General features: G+C 67.5%; 22 protein-coding genes. 3 read left to right on the top strand and 19 right to left on the bottom strand.

Annotated elements, in window-relative coordinates; genetic code table 11:
* Positions 1 to 3 precede the first annotated feature (3 nt).
* The 7 genes from K6T84_RS09000 to K6T84_RS08970 form a co-directional block, all read right to left on the bottom strand.
* Entirely contained in the window at positions 4 to 1,212 is a 1,209-nt protein-coding gene (locus tag K6T84_RS09000) for a thiolase family protein (RefSeq protein WP_225400579.1), read from the bottom strand.
* 15 nt (positions 1,213 to 1,227) lie between these two features.
* Entirely contained in the window at positions 1,228 to 3,435 is a 2,208-nt protein-coding gene (locus tag K6T84_RS08995) for an acyl-CoA dehydrogenase family protein (RefSeq protein WP_225400580.1), read from the bottom strand.
* Positions 3,436 to 3,457: 22 nt separating this feature from the next.
* Positions 3,458 to 3,898 (bottom strand): nuclear transport factor 2 family protein, encoded by a 441-nt coding sequence (locus K6T84_RS08990; protein ID WP_225400581.1) that lies wholly within the window; start codon positions 3,896 to 3,898, stop codon positions 3,458 to 3,460.
* Positions 3,895 to 4,731, bottom strand: a complete 837-nt coding sequence (locus K6T84_RS08985) for a helix-turn-helix domain-containing protein (RefSeq protein WP_255612398.1) — start codon at positions 4,729 to 4,731, stop codon at positions 3,895 to 3,897. The genes K6T84_RS08990 and K6T84_RS08985 overlap by 4 nt, the downstream gene beginning before the upstream one ends.
* 61 nt (positions 4,732 to 4,792) lie before the next feature.
* The gene (locus K6T84_RS08980; RefSeq protein ID WP_224862516.1) at positions 4,793 to 5,632 is read right to left on the bottom strand and encodes an SDR family oxidoreductase; all 840 of its coding nucleotides are present in this window, start codon (positions 5,630 to 5,632) and stop codon (positions 4,793 to 4,795) included.
* Between the two features lie 13 nt (positions 5,633 to 5,645).
* Positions 5,646 to 6,461, bottom strand: coding sequence for an SDR family NAD(P)-dependent oxidoreductase (locus tag K6T84_RS08975; protein WP_225400582.1), 816 nt, complete (start codon positions 6,459 to 6,461; stop codon positions 5,646 to 5,648).
* Positions 6,462 to 6,594: 133 nt separating this feature from the next.
* On the bottom strand, positions 6,595 to 7,884 hold the full coding sequence (locus tag K6T84_RS08970) for an amidohydrolase family protein (protein ID WP_225400583.1): 1,290 nt from the start codon (positions 7,882 to 7,884) through the stop codon (positions 6,595 to 6,597).
* A gap of 25 nt (positions 7,885 to 7,909) precedes the next feature.
* Between K6T84_RS08970 and K6T84_RS08965 the strand changes: the two genes are divergently transcribed.
* On the top strand, positions 7,910 to 8,725 hold the full coding sequence (locus tag K6T84_RS08965; protein ID WP_224862522.1) for an AraC family transcriptional regulator: 816 nt from the start codon (positions 7,910 to 7,912) through the stop codon (positions 8,723 to 8,725).
* Between the two features lies 1 nt (position 8,726).
* Here K6T84_RS08965 and K6T84_RS08960 read toward each other — a convergent pair whose 3' ends face one another.
* The 9 genes from K6T84_RS08960 to K6T84_RS08920 all read right to left on the bottom strand — a co-directional run bounded on the left by K6T84_RS08960 (position 8,727) and on the right by K6T84_RS08920 (position 17,981).
* A complete protein-coding gene (locus tag K6T84_RS08960; protein ID WP_225400584.1) occupies positions 8,727 to 9,905 on the bottom strand; it encodes an acyl-CoA dehydrogenase family protein in 1,179 nt (392 codons plus the stop codon).
* 12 nt (positions 9,906 to 9,917) lie between these two features.
* Positions 9,918 to 10,970 (bottom strand): acyl-CoA dehydrogenase family protein, encoded by a 1,053-nt coding sequence (locus K6T84_RS08955; RefSeq protein ID WP_224862526.1) that lies wholly within the window; start codon positions 10,968 to 10,970, stop codon positions 9,918 to 9,920.
* Between the two features lie 3 nt (positions 10,971 to 10,973).
* Positions 10,974 to 11,807, bottom strand: a complete 834-nt coding sequence (locus tag K6T84_RS08950; protein WP_225400585.1) for an amidohydrolase family protein — start codon at positions 11,805 to 11,807, stop codon at positions 10,974 to 10,976.
* Positions 11,804 to 13,417, bottom strand: coding sequence for an acyl-CoA synthetase (locus K6T84_RS08945; protein WP_225400586.1), 1,614 nt, complete (start codon positions 13,415 to 13,417; stop codon positions 11,804 to 11,806). The genes K6T84_RS08950 and K6T84_RS08945 overlap by 4 nt, the downstream gene beginning before the upstream one ends.
* Positions 13,418 to 13,419: 2 nt before the next feature.
* Entirely contained in the window at positions 13,420 to 14,670 is a 1,251-nt protein-coding gene (locus K6T84_RS08940; protein ID WP_225400587.1) for an amidohydrolase family protein, read from the bottom strand.
* On the bottom strand, positions 14,667 to 15,482 hold the full coding sequence (locus K6T84_RS08935; protein WP_225400588.1) for an enoyl-CoA hydratase: 816 nt from the start codon (positions 15,480 to 15,482) through the stop codon (positions 14,667 to 14,669). The genes K6T84_RS08940 and K6T84_RS08935 overlap by 4 nt, the downstream gene beginning before the upstream one ends.
* A 123-nt stretch (positions 15,483 to 15,605) precedes the next feature.
* Positions 15,606 to 16,403, bottom strand: coding sequence for an SDR family NAD(P)-dependent oxidoreductase (locus K6T84_RS08930; RefSeq protein WP_224865964.1), 798 nt, complete (start codon positions 16,401 to 16,403; stop codon positions 15,606 to 15,608).
* A gap of 4 nt (positions 16,404 to 16,407) precedes the next feature.
* Complete coding sequence (locus K6T84_RS08925; RefSeq protein WP_224862537.1) at positions 16,408 to 17,178, bottom strand: SDR family oxidoreductase; 771 nt, start codon at positions 17,176 to 17,178, stop codon at positions 16,408 to 16,410.
* A 41-nt stretch (positions 17,179 to 17,219) separates the two neighbouring features.
* The gene (locus K6T84_RS08920) at positions 17,220 to 17,981 is read right to left on the bottom strand and encodes a crotonase/enoyl-CoA hydratase family protein (protein ID WP_225400589.1); all 762 of its coding nucleotides are present in this window, start codon (positions 17,979 to 17,981) and stop codon (positions 17,220 to 17,222) included.
* A 149-nt stretch (positions 17,982 to 18,130) separates the two neighbouring features.
* Between K6T84_RS08920 and K6T84_RS08915 the strand changes: the two genes are divergently transcribed.
* Positions 18,131 to 18,856 carry a TetR/AcrR family transcriptional regulator gene (locus tag K6T84_RS08915; protein WP_225397166.1) on the top strand — a complete coding sequence of 242 codons (726 nt, stop codon included), beginning with the start codon at positions 18,131 to 18,133 and terminating at the stop codon, positions 18,854 to 18,856.
* On the opposite strand, the gene K6T84_RS08910 is transcribed toward K6T84_RS08915, so the two are convergent.
* The 3 genes from K6T84_RS08910 to K6T84_RS08900 are packed head-to-tail and all read right to left on the bottom strand — an operon-like array spanning position 18,853 to position 21,608.
* Positions 18,853 to 20,028 (bottom strand): thiolase family protein, encoded by a 1,176-nt coding sequence (locus K6T84_RS08910; protein WP_225397167.1) that lies wholly within the window; start codon positions 20,026 to 20,028, stop codon positions 18,853 to 18,855. The genes K6T84_RS08915 and K6T84_RS08910 overlap by 4 nt on opposite strands.
* Positions 20,029 to 20,064: 36 nt before the next feature.
* A complete protein-coding gene (locus K6T84_RS08905) occupies positions 20,065 to 20,940 on the bottom strand; it encodes an enoyl-CoA hydratase/isomerase family protein (protein ID WP_225400590.1) in 876 nt (291 codons plus the stop codon).
* Entirely contained in the window at positions 20,937 to 21,608 is a 672-nt protein-coding gene (locus K6T84_RS08900; RefSeq protein ID WP_224862547.1) for a hotdog fold domain-containing protein, read from the bottom strand. Before K6T84_RS08900 ends, K6T84_RS08905 begins: the two co-directional genes overlap by 4 nt.
* 52 nt (positions 21,609 to 21,660) lie before the next feature.
* Between K6T84_RS08900 and K6T84_RS08895 the strand changes: the two genes are divergently transcribed.
* Entirely contained in the window at positions 21,661 to 22,482 is an 822-nt protein-coding gene (locus tag K6T84_RS08895) for an enoyl-CoA hydratase-related protein (protein WP_408066081.1), read from the top strand.
* Positions 22,483 to 22,488 lie beyond the last annotated feature (6 nt).

Below are 22,488 nucleotides of genomic sequence, written 5' to 3'. Positions count from 1 at the left end.
TGCTCAGTCCCCTTCCAGGATCAGGGTGGTCTGTTCCGACAAGATCCCCCCGTTGCCGGAGACGAAGGCCCGGTTGCAGTCGGCGACCTGCGCCGCACCGGCCCGGCCCATGATCTGCCGGGTGGCATCGCAGACGTGGTGCATGCCACCGGCCAAGCCCGCTTGGCCGAATCCCAGTTGACCACCCGCGGTGTTGAGTGGGAAGTCCCCGCGGAAGGTCAGGTCGTGATCGGAGATGAACTGCATCCCTTTGCCTTTTTCGCAGAACCCGGCGTCCTCCAGCGACAGCAGCACGGTGATGGTGTAGCAGTCGTAGATCGAGACCATGTCCATATCGGCGCGGGACAGGTTCGTCATCGCGAAGGCGGTGTCGGCGGCCTCGCGGATCGGGGTCGCCAACAGGTCCGCGGCGTAGGTGGGGGTCTTGAACGGCACATGTTCGCCGAATCCCTTGACCCACACCGGACGGTTACGCGATCTCCGAGCAACATCGGCGCTCGCGATCACCACGGCCGCACCGCCCACGCACGGCATCACGATCTCCAGCATGCGCAGCGGGTCGGCGATCACCGGACTGGCCAGCACGTCGTCGATGCTCAGCGGGGTGTCGCGCCAGATGGCACCGTCGGTGTGGTTGGCGTTGACGCGTTGGTCGACGACCAGCTTGGCCATGGCCCGCTCGTCGTAGCCGTAGACCGCACCGTAACGGGTGGCCACCTGCCCGTAGGGACCGTTCTGGCCGAGGTTTCCGTAGGGGATCTCGAATTCCGCCTGCGGAGAGCCGTATTGGTTGCTCGACGAGCCGAAGAACATGGCGTCGACCAGTGGCTTGGGTTTGCGCTCCGACATCGGGGTGATGTAGCGGGCCGGCAGCGCACACAACACTACATCGCAGATACCGAGCTCGATCGCCGCCGCGGCACGCCAGACCATGGCCGCAGCGCTGGCCCCGCCCAGGTCGACGATCTCGGCGAATCGCGCGGGCATACCGAGGTATTCGGCGATGGTCGAGGGAACGAAGATCTCCGACTCGCCCAGGTGCGAGGTGACGATGCCGTTGACGAGTTCACCAGGAAGGTCTGCATCGGCGAGCGCGGCCGCGCTCAACTCCGCCCACTGCTCCAGGGTGAACCCGGCCGGGCCTGCTTTGTTCATCCGCTCCGGCGGCAGCTCGACGTAGCCGACGATCGCGGCGTCTCCACGTAATCCCATGTGTTGTCCTCTATCTCATTTGCGGGGAAGGCCGAGGATCATCTGCGCGATGACATTCAGCTGAATCTCGTTGGTACCGCCGCCGATCAGCTCGGCCGGCGACAGCAGATAAGGTTCGACGACGGCGGGGTCGGAGTCGGTGATCATCGCCAGCCGTCCCGCGGTGGCCAGGGTGGCCGCGAAGGTGCGGCGCAACAGGATGTTCATCGCCACCTTGGCGATGCTCGACGCCGCGCCGCGCCCCTGCCCGTCGAGCAGCCCCATGGTTTCACGGACCCCGAGTGCCTTGATGGCATTCGAGTAGGCGTCGAGCTCGCCGACTGCGCGCAGCGCGTGGTCACGCTCGTCGCCGGCGGCCGCGGCGAGCCGGCGCAATGCGACGGCACGGTCGAACTCGACGTAACCGCTGATGGCGGAACGCTCTTCGGCCATGGTGGCCACAGCGAGCTGCCATCCGCCGGTGGGCTCACCGAGCAGCATCTGATCAGGCACGAAGACGTCGGCGAGGAAGACCTCGCTGAACTCTTCGGCCCCGGTGACCTGCAGGATCGGCTGGACCTGCACTCCCGGCGATCGCATGTCGACGATGAAGTAGCCGATGCCGCGGTGTTTGGCCGCGTCGGGATCGGTGCGGGCCAGTAGTGCGCCGTAGTCGGCTCGCTGCGCGCACGAGGTCCAGATCTTGTGGCCGTTGATCCGCCATCCACCCTCGACCTTGGTCGCGCGGGTGGTCAACGACGCCAGGTCCGAGCCGGCACCGGGTTCGCTGAACAGCTGGCACCAGGCGAGTTCTCCGCGCTGGGTGGGTGGGATCAGTTGCTGTTGCAGTGTTTCGGGTGCCGCGGCCAGCAGCGAGGGCAGGATCCACTCGGCGATTCCCAGCGACGGCCGCACCAGACCCGGCCGGTTGGCGAACTCCTCGATGAGGATCAGCTGCTGCAAGGGCGTGGCACCGATGCCCCACGGGGGTGGCCAGTGCGGGGCGATCAGGCCGGCGTCGGCGATCAGGGTCCGCTGCGGGCCCGTCTTGAAATGCGCGTAATCGCCTTGCCGTCCGGGTCCGTCGTTGCGGAGCGCGCTCGCGGCATCCAGCGTCGCGGAGATCTCGGCCCGGAACTCCTCGGCACCGCCGAGGTCGACGTGGAAGTCGCGCTGCCCGGTGATGGCCAATTCGCCGAGTTTCCTGGCCCAGCCGGTGGCGGCGCCGATCGATGCGGCGATGCCGGTGGCGCGCCGCCAGTACAGATGCAGGTCGTGTTCCCAGGTGAACCCGATGGCGCCGAACATGGTCAGCGTGTCCAGGACGGCCTCCGGGCACGGCGTGATCGCGATCAAAGCCGCTGCCGCAGCGGCCATCCGGTGCTGATCTGGTGTGTCGGTGGCCGCGCGGACGGCGTCCCAGGCGGCGGCACCGGCCAGCTCACTGTTGACCAGCAGCATCGCCGCCTTGTGTTGTAGGGCCTGGAAGGTGCCGATCGGTTTGCCGAACTGTTCGCGGGTGCGCAGATGCGCGGTGACCTCCTCGACGCACCAGTCGGCGATACCGGCCGACACCGCCGCCGTCAGCCCGACCGTGAGCCATTCCGCGCGGCCGGAGTCGATGCCGGCCAGCACGTCACCGGCGGCCACCGGGTAGTCGGTGAGGGCCAGCGTGCCCAGATCGGTGAGCAGGTCGGTCCCCGACGCCGCACGCGTCGCGACTTCCGGCCGGGTGGTGTCGACGGCCAGCCACTTCTCACCGGCGCGGATCAGCACCAGCCGCGCCGAGCAGGCTCCCGAAATCACCTCGGAGACACCGCTGATCAGCCACCCGTCGTCAACCTGATGCGCGGTGAAGCTCGCATACTCGGGCAGCGCCACGGCCGCCGGCGCACCGGAACCGAGTGCGTGCAAGAGCGCCTCTCGGGCCGGCGTCGCCTCGGCAAGCATCCCGACCGCGCCGGCGGTGACCGTCGGCAGCAGCGGCCCCGGCAGGCACATCTTCCCGGCGGCTTCGAGAACGCAGGCCGCGTCGAGCAGGCCGCCGCCCTGCCCGCCGTAGGACTCCGGCAGGTGTACGGCATGAAACCCGTGCGATACCAGCTCATCCCACCAAGACGGCAGTTCTCCAGCGGCCAGTGCGTCGAGAGCCTTGCGGGTGTCGGCGATGGGCGCGTGTCGGGCGGCGAACCGCCGCAACGATTCACCGAGTTCGCGCTGTTCGGGGGCGAGTGCCACGCTCATGAGCTCTCCAACTTCTTGGTGATCACTTCGATTGAGCGACGGGGAGATCGAAGCTGCTCAACATCCGGGTCTGGCTGAAGCGCCGCCGCGCGATGCGCCAACCGTCCGGCATCGACACCAGCTCATCGCGGTATTGGCCGACCGCATCCACCCACTGCTTGGGATCGGCGGCCAGGGCCTGCACGGTGTGCACGTAGGTCACGGCGCTGGCATGGTCGGCGTCGCGGACGTCGATGACCATGTTGTGCAGCATGTGCTTGGTGTCGCTCATCGCCTCGTGCACCGTCGCCATGAATCCGGTGATGGAGTCGACGTCGAGCCAGTGACCGATCTCGCCGTAGTCGGCGTCGACGTCGTCGGTGAAGCAGGTCCGGAACAGCTCCCAGTCCTTGGTGTCGATCGCCGTCGCATACCGAAGCAGGACCTCGGTGATGTCGGCCTTCGCGGCTGCCTGGTCAGTCATGCCGGATCCTTCCTTGTCGCCCAAAGCGATTCGATGCGCGTGGCGGTCTCCTGCACGGCGGCCCCGAGATCGGCGACCTCGGCGGGCGTCATCGCGGCGAACGGGGACGCACCCACCGACATGGTCACGGTGCCGTCGGCGTCATGGATCGGCGCGGCCACGTTGGCGATCAGGTGCTCGGTGCCCTCGAGTTCGCCCGGCAGGTAGTCGACCACGGTCAGATCCGCGAACGCACTGGCCAGCCGGGCGGTGATCTCATCGGGCTCACCTTCGGCGGCGAGCGCCTGCAGCGCCGAGTACACCCGAACGTATTCGCGACTCATCCGTTCGATCGCGTAGCCGCGGCTTCGCACCTCGTCGAGCACCGCGCCCAACCGCCGGCGCAGCTGCGGCGACGGCGCGCCCAGGCCGCCCAGCCATTCCTTCTTGACCTGCCCACCGGCCTCGGCGACGAACTCTCGGCAGAACGGGGCCACGATCGGCATCCGGAAGCCGACACTGACCGGTGGCGCGGCCAGTGACTCGCCGACCGCGTCGGTGACCACCACTGTCGGCCCCTGCCGCACGCCCAGGACGACCTGCATGCCAACGGCATCGGAGAGCCGCTGCAGGTCTGGCCGGAATGCCTGCTTGTTGACCGGGCGGCTCAGCGCGGCCAGTGCCGGACCCCACGAGTAGCCGCCGGAGTGCCGGTCGCGCACGATCCACTGCCGCGCCGCCAGCGTGGTGACGATCGCGTGACAGGTGCCGTGGCTGATGTGCAGGACACGCGCGATCTCCGTCAGCGCGAAACCACGGTCGGGGTCGGATGCCAGCAGTTCCAGGATCCTCACAACCCGCTCGGTCGGCGGTGACGTAACGACGCGTGCCGCCTCGCCGGTATTCGCTGTCATGTCAAGCGTTTCCGGCGGCCCGACGGGCGCGCTCTTTCACCGAAGCGACTACCCCACCGTCGTTGAGGATGTCGGTGCCGGTGAGGTAGCCCGCCTTGGGACCGGCGCAGAACGCGAGCAGATCCGCCATCTCTTCGGGCGCGCCCCATCGCGGCACCGCGGCGTCGGCGACCAGTGCCCCGGCACCCGCCTCGGCTTCCAGCCGGCCCATCTCGGTGTCGATCGAGCCCGGTGAGACCGAGACGATGCGCAGGCCCCGTCCGTTGAATCGCTCGGCCTGCGAACTGCTGTACCACCGGACGAATGCCTTGCTCACCGCGTAGGCGAAGCCCGAGCGGGCCTCCTGCGGGATCGGGTCGCAGACCGCTGCCAGGGCGGCCAGGAAGGCGTGCTCGTCGGTCAGCGCCAACGGGAATTGCCCGGCCGGGATCAGCTCGTCCGGCAGCAGATGCGCGGCCATCGATGCCACGTTGACGATCACCGAGCCCTCGCCGGCGGTGTCGTAGAAGACTTCGTTGACGTTGAGGGTGCCGATTGCGTTGGTACGCATCACATAGTCGGCGTCGCCCATACTCGGGCTGACTCCCGCGGTGTGGATCACCGACGTGATCGGACCGATTGCACCGGCTGTCCCGAACAGTTCGACAACGGCATCCCGGTCGGTGACATCGCTGTTGATCACCGTGGCGCTGATATCGAGGTCTTCCAGCGCGGCGGCCGCGGCATCGAGTCGGTCCTGCCGCACATCGCACAGCACCACCGCGTGCTCGCGACCGACGACCTTCGCCGTGGCCAGCCCCATGCCGCCGGCACCGCCGGTGATCACCGAAACTGTCGACATGACTCCTCCTGCCTCACTTGCCCATTGCGGCGGTGATCGCCTGTGCCATGAATGCCACCGATTCGTTTCGGCCCTGCGACGCCAGTAGTTGTGCCATCCCGGCGACCTGCTCGCCGACGTACACCGTGGGCCCGTTACCGAGGTTGCTCAGCGCTGCGGCCACCACCTGCTCGGCAGGCACCGCGCCGGCCGGAGTCTCATCGGTCGAGGCGATCTGCCCGCGCTCGAACTCGAGGCGACGCAATGCGGGCGTGTCCGTCTTGCCGAGGATCAGGCCGATCACGTCGACGCCGGCGGGCTGCAACTCGCTCCACAGCGCCTCGGCGAACACCATGTCGAACGCTTTGGACGCACCGTAGGCCACCATGTTGGGTCCGCCGACGAAACCGGCGCCTGAACCCAGGATCACGATCGCGCCCGCGCCGCGCCGGACCATCGACGGCGCGAGGGCATGACACAGCTGCATGGGTACGACGCAGTTTCGCTGCACCATCGCCTCCGCCGCCGCAATGGTGTTGGCCAGAAACGGTGTGAAGTCCGGATCGGCGCCGGCGCAATACACCAGGAACCCGACCTCCACATCCCCGGTCGCCTCTATCAGCGCCTTCGCCGCCCCGGCTTCGGCGAGATCGACTGCCAGGGTGCGTGTTTGGACCCCGTGCCGCTTCGCGATCACGGCCGCCACCTCATTGAGCAGCGCCTGACGGCGGGCCACCAGCACGACATTGAGGCCACCCGCGGCCAGGGCCTCGGCGAACGCGGCACCCACGCCGTCAGAGGCGCCGACGATCACCGCCCACGGCCCATACCGGCCAAGGTCTACCGTCATATTGTCGAACGATACGTCGAATAGTCGACACAGGCAAGATCAACAGTCGGCGGCGAACCGGTAGGCCCGGCAGACTTCGCCGACCTCGCCCCGGTTTATGACCGGCCCTCCTACTGCTCCCACGGCACCGAGCTCAGATCGACCGGGACCTCACCGGCAGCTCGTCGTCGCGGTTCGCTTTCTCGGCGAACCGCCGCGCCCATTCCGCACGCGGCCGGATGGACACATCCACGTCGGTGGCGGTCGCCCGCAACGCCCCCACCGTCGCCTGCTCACGGGCGGTATGCGCGAACGGATCCCAGCCGAAGAACCGGCAGGAGTTCTCCCAAGTGATCTTGTTGATGTCGGAGTCGTCGGCGCCGGCGGCCTCCAGCTCGGCCAGCACCTGCTCGGGGGCGTCCGGCCAGAAGCAGTCCGAGTGCGGGTAGTCGCACTCCCAGGCGATGATGTCGATGCCGATCTCGTGCCGCAGCTTCAGCGACGTCTTGTCGGTGACGTAGCAGGCCAGCGAGTGCTCCCGGAACACCTCCGACGGCAGTTTGTCACCGAAGTCGCGGCGCAGCCACTTCTGGTTGGTGTAGTGCCGGTCGCTGCGGTCCAGATAGAACGGGATCCAGCCGATGCCACCCTCGGAGAACGCGAACTTCAGGTCCGGATAGTTGCGCATCGCCGGGCCCCACAGCAGGTCTTGGGCGCACATCGCCGAGATCTGGGTGGCCAGGATGATCATGTTGTCGATCGGCGCGTTCGGGGCCATGCTGATCGCCCCGAAACCGGTGCCGATGTGCAGACACATCACCACGCCGGTCTCCGACAGCGTGCGAAACACCGGACCCCAGTACTCCTCGTCGTGGTAGCTGGGCAGACCCTCCAGGTGCGGCAGTTCAGGCATGGTAACCGCCCGGCAGCCCTTGGCCGCCACCCGGCGGATCTCGGCGCACATCGCCTCGGGGTTCCAGGTCGGCAGGATGGCGATCGGGATGAAGCGGCCGGGGTAGGAACCGGCCCACTCATCGATGTGCCAGTCGTTGTAGGCCGACACCATCACCAGGGTGACGTTCTCCCGCGTCATGTTGAGGTGCCGCGCGGAGAATCCGGTGAAGGTCGGGAAGCACATCGAGGCGAGGATGCCGTTGCGGCTCATGTCGCGGACCCGCTCATGCACGTCGTAGACGCCGGGGCGCATCTCGGCGAAGCCGGCCGGGTCACGGCCCCACTCCTCGGCCGGCCAGGACACCACCGCGTTGAGTCCGCTGACGCCCTGCGGCCGGCCCTGGTACATCCACTGGTCGACGCCCTTTTCGTCGGTGACGACGATCGGCGCCTCGTCCCGGTATTTGGCCGGGACGTGCCGCAGGAACATGTCGGGCGGCTCCACCACGTGGTCGTCGATGCTGACCAGGATCAAGTCGTCGATGTTCATGCCTCTACTAGTACCCTGGAAAACCGTGACCGTCTCCGCGCGATCGGCCATAGAGTTTGCAGAACCGGCCAACATCGATCTGCGTCGCGGCGGCCGTGCCCGGGCCGGCAGCTACCTCTATGAGGGCCAGCATCTGATCACCGGCTGGCACTCCCACGACATGCACCAGATCGAGTACGCGGTCGGCGGCGTAGTCGAGGTCGAGACCGCCACGGCGCACTACCTGTTGCCCCCGCAGCAGGCGGCCTGGATACCGGCCGGCCTGCGACATCAGGCCACCATGCGCCCGGAGGTGCGCACCGTGGCGGTGATGTTCGACCCGGAGCTGGTCCCGCTCGCCGGCGACCGGGCGCGCATCCTGACCGTCTCGCCACTGATCCGCGAGATGATGCTGCATTCGGTGCGCTGGCCGATCGAGCGGGCCGACTCAGACACCGTCTCCGACGACTTCTTTTCCACCCTGGGGCACCTGGTCTCCGAGGCACTCGACCACGAGGCGCCGCTGAGCCTGCCGATCTCTGATCATCCGATCGTGGGTGCGGCGATGGTCTACACCAAGGAGCACCTGGCGTCGGTGACCGCGGCCGACGTATGCCGCGCGGTCGCGGTCTCCGAGCGCACCCTGCGCCGCCAGTTCGAAGCGGTGATCGGCATGTCCTGGCGGACCTACCTGCTGCACGCCCGGATGCTGCAGGCGATGGCGCTTTTGGCCGCGCCGGATCAGGGCGTGCAGCAGACCGCGACCGCGGTCGGCTTCGACAGCCTGTCCGCGTTCACCCGGGCGTTCACCCGGTTCGCCGGTGAATCACCGTCGGGCTATCACCGCAGGATTACGTCTTGAACTAGGAAGTCTTGACTGCCGCCGGCGCGTAGGCCGGCTTGCCCAGGCCCAGCATGTACTGGGCGATCATGTTGCGGAACACCTCCAGGGTGCCACCGTAGATCCCGACGAGCGGGGCGAAGCGGAACACGTAGTCGCTTGCTCCGTCGTCGATGGCGCCGTCGGTGCCGATCGGCAGCGCCGACGCGCTGCCCAGCAGGTCCATCAGGTCCGGTGAGACGTCCCGCATGGCCTGTGCCAGCGCCACCCGCCCGAAGATGGACGGCGCCGACAGCGACGCCTCGACCCGGGCGGCGGCCTTACCGAGCCGGTAGGCCACCGATCGGTCCTCGATGCGGCCCGAACTCCCGACCACCGCGCCCGCCTTGTCCACTGCCATGGCCATGAAGTTGGCCTGGTGCATCATGATCGAGACGTCCTGCAGCCCATCCGGATTCGCGTCAACGGCCCCGTGTTCGACGTTGAGTGGCTCGCGCAGCACCGTCCAGCCGCCATTGACCTCCCCCAGCCGGTATTTGTCGTCGACGCGGACGTCGCTGTAGTAGACGATGTTCGTGCGGTCGCCGTCGACGGTCCGCAGTCCCTGGATCTCGATACCCGGCGTATCCAGCGGCACCAGGAACATGGTCAGGCTCTTGTGCTTACGCGCATCGGGATCGGTGTTGGTGATCAAGAAGACGTACTGGCAGTTGTGCGCACCGGTGGTGAACATCTTCGAGCCGTTGACAATCCAAGTTGACCCATCCTTAACAGCCCGGGTCTTACAGGTCGCGACGTCGGATCCGCCCTCGGGTTCGGTGTAGCCCAGGCAGAGCCGGACGTGGCCGGTGAAGACGCCGGGCAGCACCTCGTCGCGCAGCTCCGGTGAACCGAATTTGTCGACCGAGCGGGCGACCATGGCGGTGGTCCCCCAGGTCACCCACGGCACGTGTGCCCGGCGCTTCTCCAGCTCCCAGATCCGTCGGCGCACCCGGGAGAAGCCGCCGTCTTCCTCGGTTCTCCACTCGGCCTCAAGGTATCCCGCGGCACCCAGCGCCAGGTGCACGCCTTCGTCGAAGTTGTCGCCGGTCTCCCGGTCGCGGCGTTTGACGTCCTCGGTCACATGGGTGGACAGGAAGCTGCGGACCTCGTGGAGGAACGCCGTGTCGTCGTCGGTGAGTTGGGGTCGGGAGAAGTCCATGGTTTCGGTGTCCTATTCGGCTGCAAGGGTGGCGGATTCGCGGGCGGCGATAATCTCGCCGATCCGGCAGGCGCTGGACCCCGGATCGCCTCCGGCCAGCGGCCAGCCACGCGCCCGCACCAGGTACGCCGTTGCGGCGGCTTCGTCCGACACCCCCAGACCACCCTGGATGTGGACGGCCATGGTGGCCGCCTTGGCCGCCTCCTCGGCCATGAACACGAACGCCGAATCCGCCAGCTCCGGGCGTTCGCCGGGCTCGTTGTCGAGGAACCAGGCGGCCCGGTAGGCCAGGTTGCGTCCGCTGGCGACGGTGATCGCCATGTTGGCCAGCGGGTGCGAGATGGCCTGCAGGGTCCCGATCGGCACGCCCAGGGTGTAGCGGGTCTTGGCGAATTCCGCGGCGATGGTCATGGTCTGTTCCACCATGCCCACCAGCGCTGCCGCGGTCAGCAGTCGCCATTCATCGAGTGCCCGTTGGTATTCCGCCAGCGCTGCGCTGCCACTGGCCAGCACGGTGCGGGTGTCGGCGGCGACCGGATCGATCCAGGCCATCGGCAGCCGGCCGATGTTGTCGACGGTCGGCGGCCGGGTGCCGAAGGTCAGCCGGACCACGTCGTCACCGTCGCGGATGACGACCGCGTCGGCGATCGACCCGGTGGGCACCAGCCGGGCGCCGGAGGCATCGCCGTGCTGCGGATCCAGTGCCACCAACTGACTGCCGCTGACGAACTCGGGTGCCACTGCACCGATTCGGCTCAACAGCCGTGCCGCACAGACGTGATCGATCCAGGGCACCGGTGCCAGTGCCCGGCCGATCTCCTCGGAGACCAGGACGAGATCCACCAGGGTGGCGCCGTCGCCGCCGGCCGATTCCGGCAGTGCCATGCTGGTCGCCCCCATCGCGCACAGCCGCTCCCACAGGTTCTTGTCGAACCCGGATTCTTCAGCGGCGCGCACGGTTTCGATACCACAGTGGCCGGTGAAGAACTGCCGGTAGGCATCGCGGACCGCCACGTGGTCCTCGGTCAGGCTGTAGTCCAGCCGGCGCAGTTCGAAACGATCCATTGCTCATTGCTCCTTGTGGTCGCCGAAGAAGAATTCGCGGGCGTTGTTGTAGAGGTAGTTGTCCAGGACGTCGGGCGGCAGGTCCAGGGCCAGTGCCTCGGGCACCACGCGATTCATCCGCAGCACCGGCCAGTCCGAGGCGAAGATGATCTTGTCGGCGCCCCGGGTGCGCATGAAGTGCAGCAGGGCCTCCGGCAGCCGTTTGGGTGACCATGCCGAGGTCATCAGCCGCAGGTTGCGGTATTTGATCAGCATCCGGATCGCGACGTCCCACCAGGGGTCGGCGCCGTGGATCATGCACAGCCGCAGTTCCGGGAAGCGCACGCAGACCCGGTCCAGGTGGATCGGGTGCTGCACCTCACCGGGGATCGGGGGCCCCGGAATGCCGGTGTTGACGCACAGCGGCAGCTCCAACTCAGCGCACTTGGCGTAGAGCGGGTAGTAGACGGCATCGCTGGCCGGATACTGGCCGTCGCCCCAGAAGCTCGGCCCCACCACCGCGTAGACCACCGGCAGATCGGCGGCCACCGCGCTCAATTCGCGCAGCGCGGGTACCGGCCGCAGCAGGTTCACTCCGCCGATGGCCAACGCGAACCGATCCGGCCTGGCGTCGGCGAACTTTCGCGCTGTCACCGACGGTTTGGCGAGGTTGTCCATCAGGACGGCCTTGGTCACACCGTTGGCGTCCATCTCGTCGAGCAGCGCCGACATGTCGGCGGGTTCGAACATCGACTCAGGACCCTTGAAGTAGTCGTCGCGGGCGGCCCTCATCCAGGACGGCTGTTCGCTCTCACCGAAGTGCACGTTGACCAGACAGTCGATGGCCTTTGTCTTCATAGGGTGGCGACCTTCCGCTCGGCTTGTCGTTTGGCCCAGCGGTAGTCGGCCTTACCGTTGCCGAGCCGGCGCACCTCGGGGACCACGACGAACTCCTTCGGGATCTTGAATCCCGCCAACGACTTTCGGCAATACTCATCGAGTGTCGCGATGCCCGAGCCACCGCGGGGCGCGACCAGCGCGACCAGCTCCTGTCCCCACCGATCACTGGGACGGCCCACCACCAGTGCGTCCGCCACCCCGGGATGCGCCCGCAACACTTCCTCGACCTCTTCGACGAACACCTTCTCCCCGCCGGTGTTGACCACCAGGGCATCGCGGCCGAACAGCCGCATGGTTCCGTCGGTCTCGATGGAGGCCCGGTCTCCCGATACCACCACCCGGCGGCCCTCGACATCGGGAAAGGTGCTGCGCGTGGCACTTTCGTCATCGAAGTAGCCGAGCGGAATGCGGCCGGTGCGTACCGACCAGCCGACCTCGGGATCGCCGGGTTGCAGGAACCGGCTGCGGTCCCGCGAGATCACGCATCCACCGTCGCGCAGGTCGAAGGTGTCCCGGCGAGCGTCGCGCCGGCTGCGGCCGAATCCGAGGTTCCCGGTCTCGGATGAGCCGTAGCCGTTGATCAGCGTGAGCTGGGGAAGGTACTCCAGCAGTGCCGCCTGATATTTCGGGTTGGTCGCGGCGCCCCCGGTGCCGATGGCGTAGAGCGACGTCAGGTCGTAGGTCCCCCTGCCGAGCTCCTCCACCAACGGTGCCGCGTAGGCGTCGCCGACCATCGTCATCAGCCCGACCCGCTCGCGTTCGACCGTCTGCCATGCCACACGGGCGTCGAATCCGGTTGCGGTGTCGTAGAGGATCACCGTCTGGCCGCTCAGGATCGCCGAGAACGCCGTCCACATTCCGGCGGCGTGCATCAGTGGTGACAACGCGAACCAGGGCGGCCCGGCGTCGCGTACCTTCTGGTGGATCTCGGCGGCGTCGGCGTGGTCGGCGCCGACCATCGATGAGACGTAGATGTCACTTTGGCGCCACAGCACGGCCTTCGGGCGCCCGGTGGTCCCGCCGGTGCAGATCATCAGCAGGTCATCCGGTGAGCCCACAGGCGCATGGGCGCCGGACCCGTCCGCCACAACGTCGTCGAGCGTCACCGCACCGGCGAGCTCGGGCGCATCGCTGCCGTCGTCGATCGAGATCAGCAGTTCCACACCGGCTTGTGCGAGGGTGGCGGCGAATTTCGCCCCCAGTGACCGGTGGTAGATGACCCCGCGGGGCCGCAGATAGTCGAGCAGCTCGGCCATCTCGGCGGGGGTGTAGTGATGGTTGGCGTTGACCGGGACGGTGCGGGCCTTGAGGCAGCCGATCACCATGTCGGGGTAGAGGTCGTTGTGCATGAGCAGCGCGATCCGGTCCTGGCCGCACTCCCAGTTACGCAGATCGCCGCGCTCCCGATGTGCGCCGAACCCGCGTCCGGCGAGGTAACCGGCCAGCCGGCTGGTGCGCCGCGCCGATTCGGCGAAGGTGCTGCGCCGGTCCCCGCAGATCGTCATGACCCGATCGGGAACCGCTTCGGCGATCTCGTCGAGGACCGCGCCGATGGTCCACTCGCACACCGTTAGACCGACGCTGTCAGGTGGGCGGCGCCCGGTGCGCTACGTCTGGGATCACCCAGCAGGGTTAATGCGTTGTCTCGCATCACCATTCGGGTGTCTTCCGCGCTGAACTCAGGGAACTGCGGGATATCTGCGGTGAAGGTCGTCGGGTCGGCCAGCCCCTCACCGTGCGGCCAGTCGGAGCCGAACAGGATCTTGTCGACGCCGATGGTGTCGGCCAGCAGCTTCACGTCGTCCTCGTAGTAGGGGGCGATCCAGACGTTGTTGCGCAGCTGCTCGATCGGATCTTCCTTGTAGTGGTACGGCGCATTGTTGGCCGACTTCTTCAGCCGCTTGATCAGCCGGTAGACGAAGTACGAGCCGTTCTCGATGCTGACCACCTTGAGCTCGGGGTGACGGGTGAACACCTGGTGCACGATCATCGAGGCGAGGGTGTCGTGGATCGCGCGATCGTCCATGATCACCATGTCCAGCGGGTCACGCTTGCCGAATCCCTTGAACACACCGCTGCCGCCCCACAACGCCGGGATCGCCATGTAGCCGGAGTCGGATAGGTGAAAGACGACTGCGACGCCCGCCTCGGCAAGGCGCGCCCACACCGGATCGTGCGCCGGGTCACCGAGGGACCGGGACCGAACCTCGCCGGGCACCGGAGCCGGGCGCACACACACCAGCTTGGCCCCGCGACTGATCACGAATTCGACTTCGTCGACCGCCTTCTCGGGGTCGGCCAGCGAGATGATCGGTGCGGAGACCACGCGGCCGTCGGGACGGTCGAAGCCCCAGTCCTCGTCGAGCCAAAGGTTGAACGCGTGCACCGACGCAACGGTGGCGGGGATGTCGTGCTTGAGCCCCTCCTCCACGCCACAGGCGAAGGTCGGCAGCATGAACACCGTCTCCAGCCGCTGCCGGTCGAGCACCTGCACGCGGGCGTCGCGGTTCTGATATTCGGGATGCTCGGAGAGGCGGTCGAGCTTCATCAACGACGCCGGGTCCACACCTTCGGGGATCTCGCCGCGGAACAGCAGATCCAGGCAGCCGGGTTCGATGATCGGATCGAAGCTCGGGTTCGGGATGAAGTGGTTGACGACCCCGCCGAACACCGCCAGGGTGCGATTGCCGTCCTGCACCATCTGGACACCGCGGCTGCGGAATTCTTTGGGCAGGTGCCGAGTGAAGGCGTCCAGCGGCTCGTAGTAGTGGTTGTCGACATCGACGGCCAGGTATGGGAGCCGTTCAAGTGCGGCAGTCATGTGCTCAACCTTTCTTCGGTGAGGGGCGGAAAGTTCGGCGGCCGCTTCTGCAGGAAGCTGGTGATCCCCTCGATGAGGTCGGGCCGGGCCAGCGATTCGTACATCAGCTTCTCCGAGCGAGCACTGACGGCAGCGATGTCATCGAGCGCGTCACCGTAGGCCTGCGCTTTGATCACCGCCAGCGACGCCGGAGAACAGTTCGCGGCGATGTCCTGCGCGTAGGCCATCGCCCGCGGCAGCAACTCGTCGGGTGCGACGACCTGGTTGACCAACCCGAGTCGGTGGGCCTCTTCGGCGAGGAAGGTGCGCCCGGACAGCAGCAGGTCCATCGCCGCTCCCCAGCCGACCAGGCGCGGGAGAATCCAGGTGATCCCGTATTCGGCGATCAGACCGCGACGGGTGAACGCGGTGGCGAACTTGGCGCCGGCGGCGGCGAATCGGATGTCGCACATCAGAGCGTGGGTCAGTCCGATACCGACGCAGGCACCGTTGATCGCCGCGATGACGGGCTTGCGCAGTTCGGTGAGGAAGTGCGCGGGACGGTCCCCGACCAACTGGGCCACATCGGTTCCGGACGTGTCGAGAGCCGATTCGTCGGTTCCGGTGGCCGGACCGAGATTCGCACCGGCACAGAATCCCCGACCGCTGCCGGTCACCACGATCGCCCGCACCGCGGGGTCCGCCTCGGCGCCGTCTATCGCGGCGTAGAAGCCGGCCGCGATGTCGGGACCCCAGGCGTTGAGCCGTTCCGGGCGGTTGAGGGTGATCAGCGCGACGCCGTCCGAAACGTCGTACAGCACGGCGGCGGTCATCGATGTGGCACCTCCCGCCCATGAGCAACCCGTCGAGACCGACTGTGATTACTCATACTGTATACCTTTCGATAACGCCGCGCGCAACCTGCCAAGTCCGCCGCGGCGTGACCCGTGAGCAGGTCAGATGAAGTCCGAACCGCCGTCGACGTTCACGTTGGCCCCGGTCATGTACCCGTTGCGCCGCGACGCCAGGAACGCCGCGACCGCCCCCACCTCGTCGGGCAGGCCGGCCCGCGGCATCTGCGCCGGATGGCCGAAGTGCTCGGTGATGGCATCCATCAACCGGTAGGGGTCCTCCCCGTCCACCCCGACGGTGCGGGCCCACCCCAGGAGCGCGTCGGAGGCGACGCTGCCGGGTGAGACGACGTTCACCAGGATCTCGTCGGGCGCCAGCAACAGCGCCAGATTCTTCGAGACACTGTTGACCATCGCCTTGGCGGCGGTATAGGCGGCCAGCACGGTGCTCTGGCGCTGGGTGGAATGCGCCGAGAAGTTGACGATCCGTGCCCACTGCGCCTTGCGCAGCAACGGCAATGCGGCCCGCACCGTGTGCACCATGCCCATCGCACCCTGGTCGATGGCGCGCCGCCACTGTTCGTCGGTGAGGTCGTCGAACGTGCCCTGCACATCCGGCCCGGTCGCGTTGATCAGGATGTTGAGCCGGCCTCCCCAGCGCTCGGACAGCTCGGCGAACACCTCCTGCACCCGGGCCTCGTCGCAGGCGTCGGCGACCAAGCCGAGCGCATCGGGGCTGCCGCGCCGCGTCAGGTCCTCCACCGCGTTGTCGAGATCAGTTGCGGTGCGGGAGATTACGGCGACGCGGGCGCCGTCGTCGGCCAGGCAGCGTGCGGTGGCCAGCCCCATCCCGCGTCCGCCGCCGACCACGACGGCCGATGCGTCGCGCAGGCCCAGGTCCACCCGGTTACCGCGGCTGGAAGCGCTGCGCGCCGTCGATGCGCACCACTTCACCGTTGATGTAGGTGTTCTCCAGCAGGTGCTGCGCCAGGTTGGCGTATTCGTCGGGCCTGCCGAGCCGCTTGGGGAAGGGCACGGTCTCGGCGAACTTCGCCAGCATCGCGTCGGTGGCCCGTTCCATCGCCGGCGTCTTGATGGTGCCCGGGGCGATGCTGTTGAGCCGGATACCGACCGAGCTGAGGTCGCGGGCGCCGCACAGCGTCAGCCCGAGCACCCCGCCCTTGGCCGCCGCGTACGACGACTGGCCCATCTGGCCCTCGATCCCGGCGATCGACGACGTCATCACGATCGCACCCCGCTCGCCGTTGGCCCCGGGCTCGTTCCGGGCGATCTTGGCCGCCGCCAGCCGCAGCACGTTGTAGGTGCCCGTCAGATACAGCGCGATGGTCTTGGTGAAGCCTTCCATCGGCGCGGGGCTGCCGTCGCGGGCGACGATCTTGTCCGCCACGCCGAAACCGCCGTGGGCGATCACCGCGTAACGCAGGGTGCCCAGTTCATCGGCCTTTGCCAGCGCGGCCTGCACGTCGTCGTCGTTGAGCACATCGGTGCGCACGTAAACGGCCTTGTTCCCCAACTCATTCGCCAGCTTGGTGGCCTTCTCGTCGGCGAGGTCGGCGATGACGACCGCCGCACCGGCTTCGTGCAGCCGACGGACGGTGGCCTCACCGAGGCCGCCGGCGCCACCGGTCACCAGAACCACTTCACCTGCAAAAGACACGACTTCTCCTCACGTTGATCCGGAATGTTCGAGCTGAGGGGTCAGGCCCCGGTCCAGTTGGGCGCCCGCTTCTCGGCGAAGGCGGTGGCGCCCTCGATCGCGTCGCGGGAAGCGAACACCGGCGCAATCAGCTCATTCTGCTTGTGCCACATCTCTTCCTGCGACCAATCCGCCGCCTTGGTCATGATGTCCTTGGTGACCGCCACCGCCAGCGGTCCGTTGGCGGTGATCTGTTCGGCCAGCGCGATGGCTCCGGCCAGCGCTTCACCGGGTTCGGTCAGCACGTTGACGAAACCCCACGCCTCGCCCTGCTCCGCGGTGAAAGTCGTACCGGTAAGCGCCAATTCGAGCGCCTTCTGATACGGAATGCGGTGCGGCAGCCGCAACAAACCGCCACCACCGGCCACCAGTCCACGCTTGACCTCGGGGATGCCGAACTTCGCACCCTTGGCGGCCACCACCAGATCGGTCGCGAGCACCAGTTCGGTGCCCCCGGCCACCGCGAAGCCCTCGACCGCGGCTATCAGCGGTTTGCGCGGCGGGCGTTCGGTGAAGCCCAGACCCCGGCCCGGAACGTAGGCGAGCTCACCGGTCGCGAACGCCTTGAGGTCCATGCCCGCACAGAAGTTGCCGCCGGCGCCGGTCAGCACTCCCACCGAGAGTTCGGGGGTGTCGTCGAGCTCGTCGCAGGCGGCCGCCAGGCCTTCTGCGACCGCCTTGTTGGCCGCATTTCTGGATTCCGGCCGGTTGATCGTGATGACAAGAATCCGACCGCGGCGCTCGCGCAATACCTCTTCAGGCACAGCTCCACCCCTCAGCTGTTGTGGCAACGTATACCACAATGCTTACCATATGCTTTACAGTAAAAGAAAGCTCAATCCCCGGCGCCGGCCCCGGTACAGGTAGGTTTAACGGCGAAGAATCCGTGCGACCAGAACTGGAGGTACCCGCAGTGGCCAAGCAGCCCGTAGCGGAGAAGCGTCAGCGGCGTGAACGCGGGTCCATCAACCCCGACGACATCATCGACGGCGCCTTCGAACTCGCCGAGCAGATCGGCGTCGACAACCTGAGCATGCCGTTGCTGGGCAAGCATCTCGGCGTCGGCGTGACGAGCATCTACTGGTACTTCCGCAAGAAGGACGAGCTGCTCAACGCGATGACCACCCGGGCGCTGCGGCAGTACACCTTCGCCACCCCCTACGTGCAGGCCAAGGACTGGCGGCAGACGTTGCGCAACCACGCGCACACCATGCGGACCACGTTCCTGGGCAACCCGATCCTGTGCGACCTCATCCTGATCCGGGCCGCCCTGACTCCCCGGGCCGCGCAACTGGGCGCTCAGGAAGTGGAGCGGGCGATCGCCGGCCTGGTGGAGGCCGGGTTGTCACCGCGGGACGCGTTCGACACCTATTCGACGATCTCGGTGCACATCCGCGGATCGGTGGTGCTGCGCAGGCTCGACGAGAAGAACCGAGCCTCGGACGCCGAGGGTCCGTCGGACTTCGAGGAGACACTGGTCATCGACCCCGAGGCCACCCCGCTGCTGGCCCAGACCAATCGGCAGGGGCACCGGATCGGCGCGGCCGACGACTCCAACTTCGAGTACGGCCTGGACTGCATCCTCGATCACGCCGAACGGCTGATCGAGCAGAACGCCAAACCCGCGCGACGGCGCTAAACCTCGATCACCACCGCGCCACCCTGGCCGCCACCGGCGCACATGGCCGCGACGCCGATGCCGCCGCCACGCCGCTTGAGTTCGTAGAGCAGGGTGGTCACCATCCGGGCGCCGGAAGCGGCGATCGGGTGGCCGAGGCTGCAGCCGCTGCCGGAGAAGTTCACCAGCTCTTCGTCGATGCCGTATTCCTTGCAGGCCGCGACCGGCACCGAGGCGAAGGCCTCGTTGATCTCCCACAGCGCCACGTCGCCGACGGACAGCCCGGCTCGCTCCAGCACCTTGCCGATCACCTTGACCCCGCCCAGCCCGGTGTCACGCGGTGCGACCCCGACCGAGGCCCATGCCTTGACGGTTCCCATCACGTTCAGGCCCTTGTCCCGCGCGTAATCCGCGTCGACGAGCGCGACCGCGGCCGCCGCGTCGTTGGTGCCGCTGCTGTTGCCGGCGGTGATCGAGAACCCCTCGATCTCCGGGTGCAGCACTTTGAGGCCCGCCAGCGTCTCGGCCGTGGTGCCGCGGCGCGGGAACTCGTCGACGCTGAACTCGGTCACCGACCCGTCGGGCAGTTCGACCTTCAGCGGGATGATCTCGTCGACGAACTTTCCGGAGTCGATCGCGGCGATCGCGCGCTGGTGCGAGCGGGCCGCCCAGGCGTCCATCTCCTCGCGGGTGATGCCGGCGGCTTGGGCGGTGTTCCACCCCACCGTGATCGACATGTCCCGGGTGGGCGCGTCCGGCGTCTCCGGGTGGGTCGGCGGCATCCAGGGCTCGACGAACTTCAACTCGGGCCCGGGAACCCGCCATTTCGTCAGCGGTGTCATCGACAGGGACTGCACGCCGCCGGCGATCAGCACCCGTTCCATGCCGGAACCGATCTGCGCCGACGCGTTGCCGATCGCGGTCAGGCTGCCGGCGCAGTGCCGGTTGACCGACTGCCCGGGCACCGACTCCATGCCGCACGCAGCCGCCGCGTAGCGAGCGAGATCGCCACCGCCGTAGTGGGATTCGGCGAAGATGATGTCGTCGATATCAGCCGGATCGATACCCGCCCGGCGAACCACCTCGGGCAGCACCGTGGTGATCAGTGTCTCCGGCGGAGTGTTGACCAGCGTTCCCTTGAACGAGCGTCCGATGGCCGTCCGAACGGCACCGACAATGACTGGAGTAGGCATTTTTCGACCTTACATTAATCGTTGTTTTTGTAAAGCTCACGGTTCCGGGACGTGGAAGTGCTCGTCACGCAGCCGGAACGCCTCCTTGGTTCCGTGCTGCGCCCGGGTCTTGACGAAGTTGAACTCCCCCGGCCCGAACTGCAGGTTGGTGCCGTAGGCGTGAAACAGGTAGCTGGCCACCTCTTCGCCCTGGTACGCCTGACTCTGTTCGACGAGCCGGAACGCCTCCTTGGCGATGACCACCCCGTCGGCGGGCATCTTCGCGGCCTTGAGCGCCCAATACCGCGCCCGCGCGGAAACCTCTGCGGCATCGCAGGTCTCGGTGAACACCCCGAGATGTTCTACCGCGGAGGCCTCGATGATGTCGCCGGTCAGCAACAGCCGGCGCGCCAGCACCGGGCCGAGCCGATGGAAGAACATGTGCAGGCTGCCCAGCGCCGGGCCCAGAAACCGGGTGGCCGGCATGCCGATCCGGGTGTCGCGGGCGATCACCGAGATGTCGGTCATCAGCGCCATCTCGAAGCCGCCGCCGAGCGCGTAACCGCTGATCTCGCCCACCGTGACCTTCGGGAAGCCCATCAGGTTGTGGTAGAAGCCGAACGATTTTCGGTCGACGGCTAGGCGGCGGCGCTGGCTCGGTCGGGCTTTGGCCGCGGGTTTCTCGCCCCCCTCGCCGTACCAGCCGTAGGCGTTGTTCATGTCCGCCCCGGTGCTGAACACTCCGTCGGCACCGCGCAGCAGCACCACGACGACGTCGTCGTCGTCGGCGACCCGGTCCAGGCAGCGGGCGACGGTGTCACGCATCGCCGCGTCGTAGGAGTTGCGCCGGCCGGGATTGTTCAGCGTGATGGTGGCGATTCGCCCGTCGGGATCGACGTCGAAGAGCACGCGGTCATCGCCGGTGTCGCTCATGGCTGGGGCTCCTCACGTCGGCGGCCGAATCGGTTGGCACTCACCTTCTCCGGTGGCGTGGCCGCGGTGGTCACCTCGCCGGTGCACAACAGTTCACCGCGGTGGGACAGCCGCGCGACGGACGCCAGACCGCGATCGACCTCGGTGCGCACGATGTCGAAGTCCAACTCGGTGAGCACCGGTGTCGGGCGACGGTAGCTGACCAGCATCGAGCGGGTCCGGCCGGCCAGGCCCACCGCGCAGCTCTGCTGCTGGGTGACGCAGTCGAAGAACACTCCGAGGAATCCGCCGTGCACCAGCCCGGGCGGCCCCTCGTAGGCCAGTCCGAATGTGACTCGCCCGGAAGCCGTTTCAGCATCGACGTGGTCGAAGTGGTATTCGGGAAAGCACGGGTTGTATGCCCCGACGTCGAACGCGTGGTTGAGGTAGACCCGGCCATCGTCATCGGACTCCAGCCGCGGTGTCGCGTCAGCCGGGGCAACGGCGACCAGTTCGCGTTCCCAGTCGGCGAATCGCGCCACCATGTCATCGACCACCGGGTGCGGGTGCTCCAGTGAGAGCAGCAGCCCGGTCAACCGCCGCATGGCGCCGGCCGCCGCGACGGTCTGCGCCAACGGCTGCGAGCCGAAACGGCTGGTGTCGACCGAAACCCCTACGTCTTCCGCCATGCGCCCTTCCCACCGAGCAGCAACAATCGTCTAGCATACTGTAGCTATAACGATAACGTTGCGAAGGGCGGGTGCGGCAGTGACCGAGGGTTCGGTGACGGTGCAGCGTGATGGCGCGCTGCTCCGGCTCACCCTGGAACGTCCCGAACGCCGCAATGCGCTCAGCCCTCCGATGACCGCCACGCTGGTCGAGGCACTGACCGCGGCCGCCTCCGACGACACGTTGCGCGCCATCCACCTGCGCGGCTCCGGCGCCGACTTCTGCGCCGGCGCGGACTGGGTGGCCACCAACGCCGGCGACCGGCGGCCTCGCACCGGCGATCTGGTCCGGCGAGTTCCGCAGGCCGCGCACCGGGTGATCGAACTGCTGCACACCATTCAGCTGCCGGTGGTGTGCAGCGTGCAGGGCCGGGCGGTTGGTTTGGGCTGCAATCTGGTCCTGGCCGCCGACTTCACTGTTGCCGCCGCCGACGCAGTGTTCTGGGAGCCGTTCCTGGAGCGCGGATTCAGCCCCGACTCGGGCTCCACCTGGCTGTTGCCGCGCCTGGTCGGCCTGGCCCGGGCCCGACGCATGCTGCTGCTCGGCGAGAAGGTCGACGGTGCCCGCGCCGAGGCGTGGGGGCTGATACACCGGGCGGTGCCGCCGGCCGAGGTTGATTCCGCCGCCGAGGAGCTGTTGGCGTGGTTGACCAATGGCCCCACTGTGGCGATCGGCCTGACCAAGCAGGCACTGAACTTCGGCCAGGCCGCCACCCTGCCGCAGGCCATGAACCAGGAGCTGTTCAATCTCGAACTCAGCTGCCGCACCAGTGATTTCAAAGAGGGCCTGGCTGCTTTCGAACAACGGCGCCCGCCGGAATTCACCGGCCGCTGAGAAAGG

The sequence above is a fragment of the Mycobacterium zoologicum genome (genome assembly GCF_020181635.2).
GTDB lineage: Bacteria > Actinomycetota > Actinomycetes > Mycobacteriales > Mycobacteriaceae > Mycobacterium > Mycobacterium zoologicum.
The sequence above is the reverse complement of the archived record's forward strand: the minus strand, read 5'-3'. Positions and strand labels throughout refer to the sequence as shown.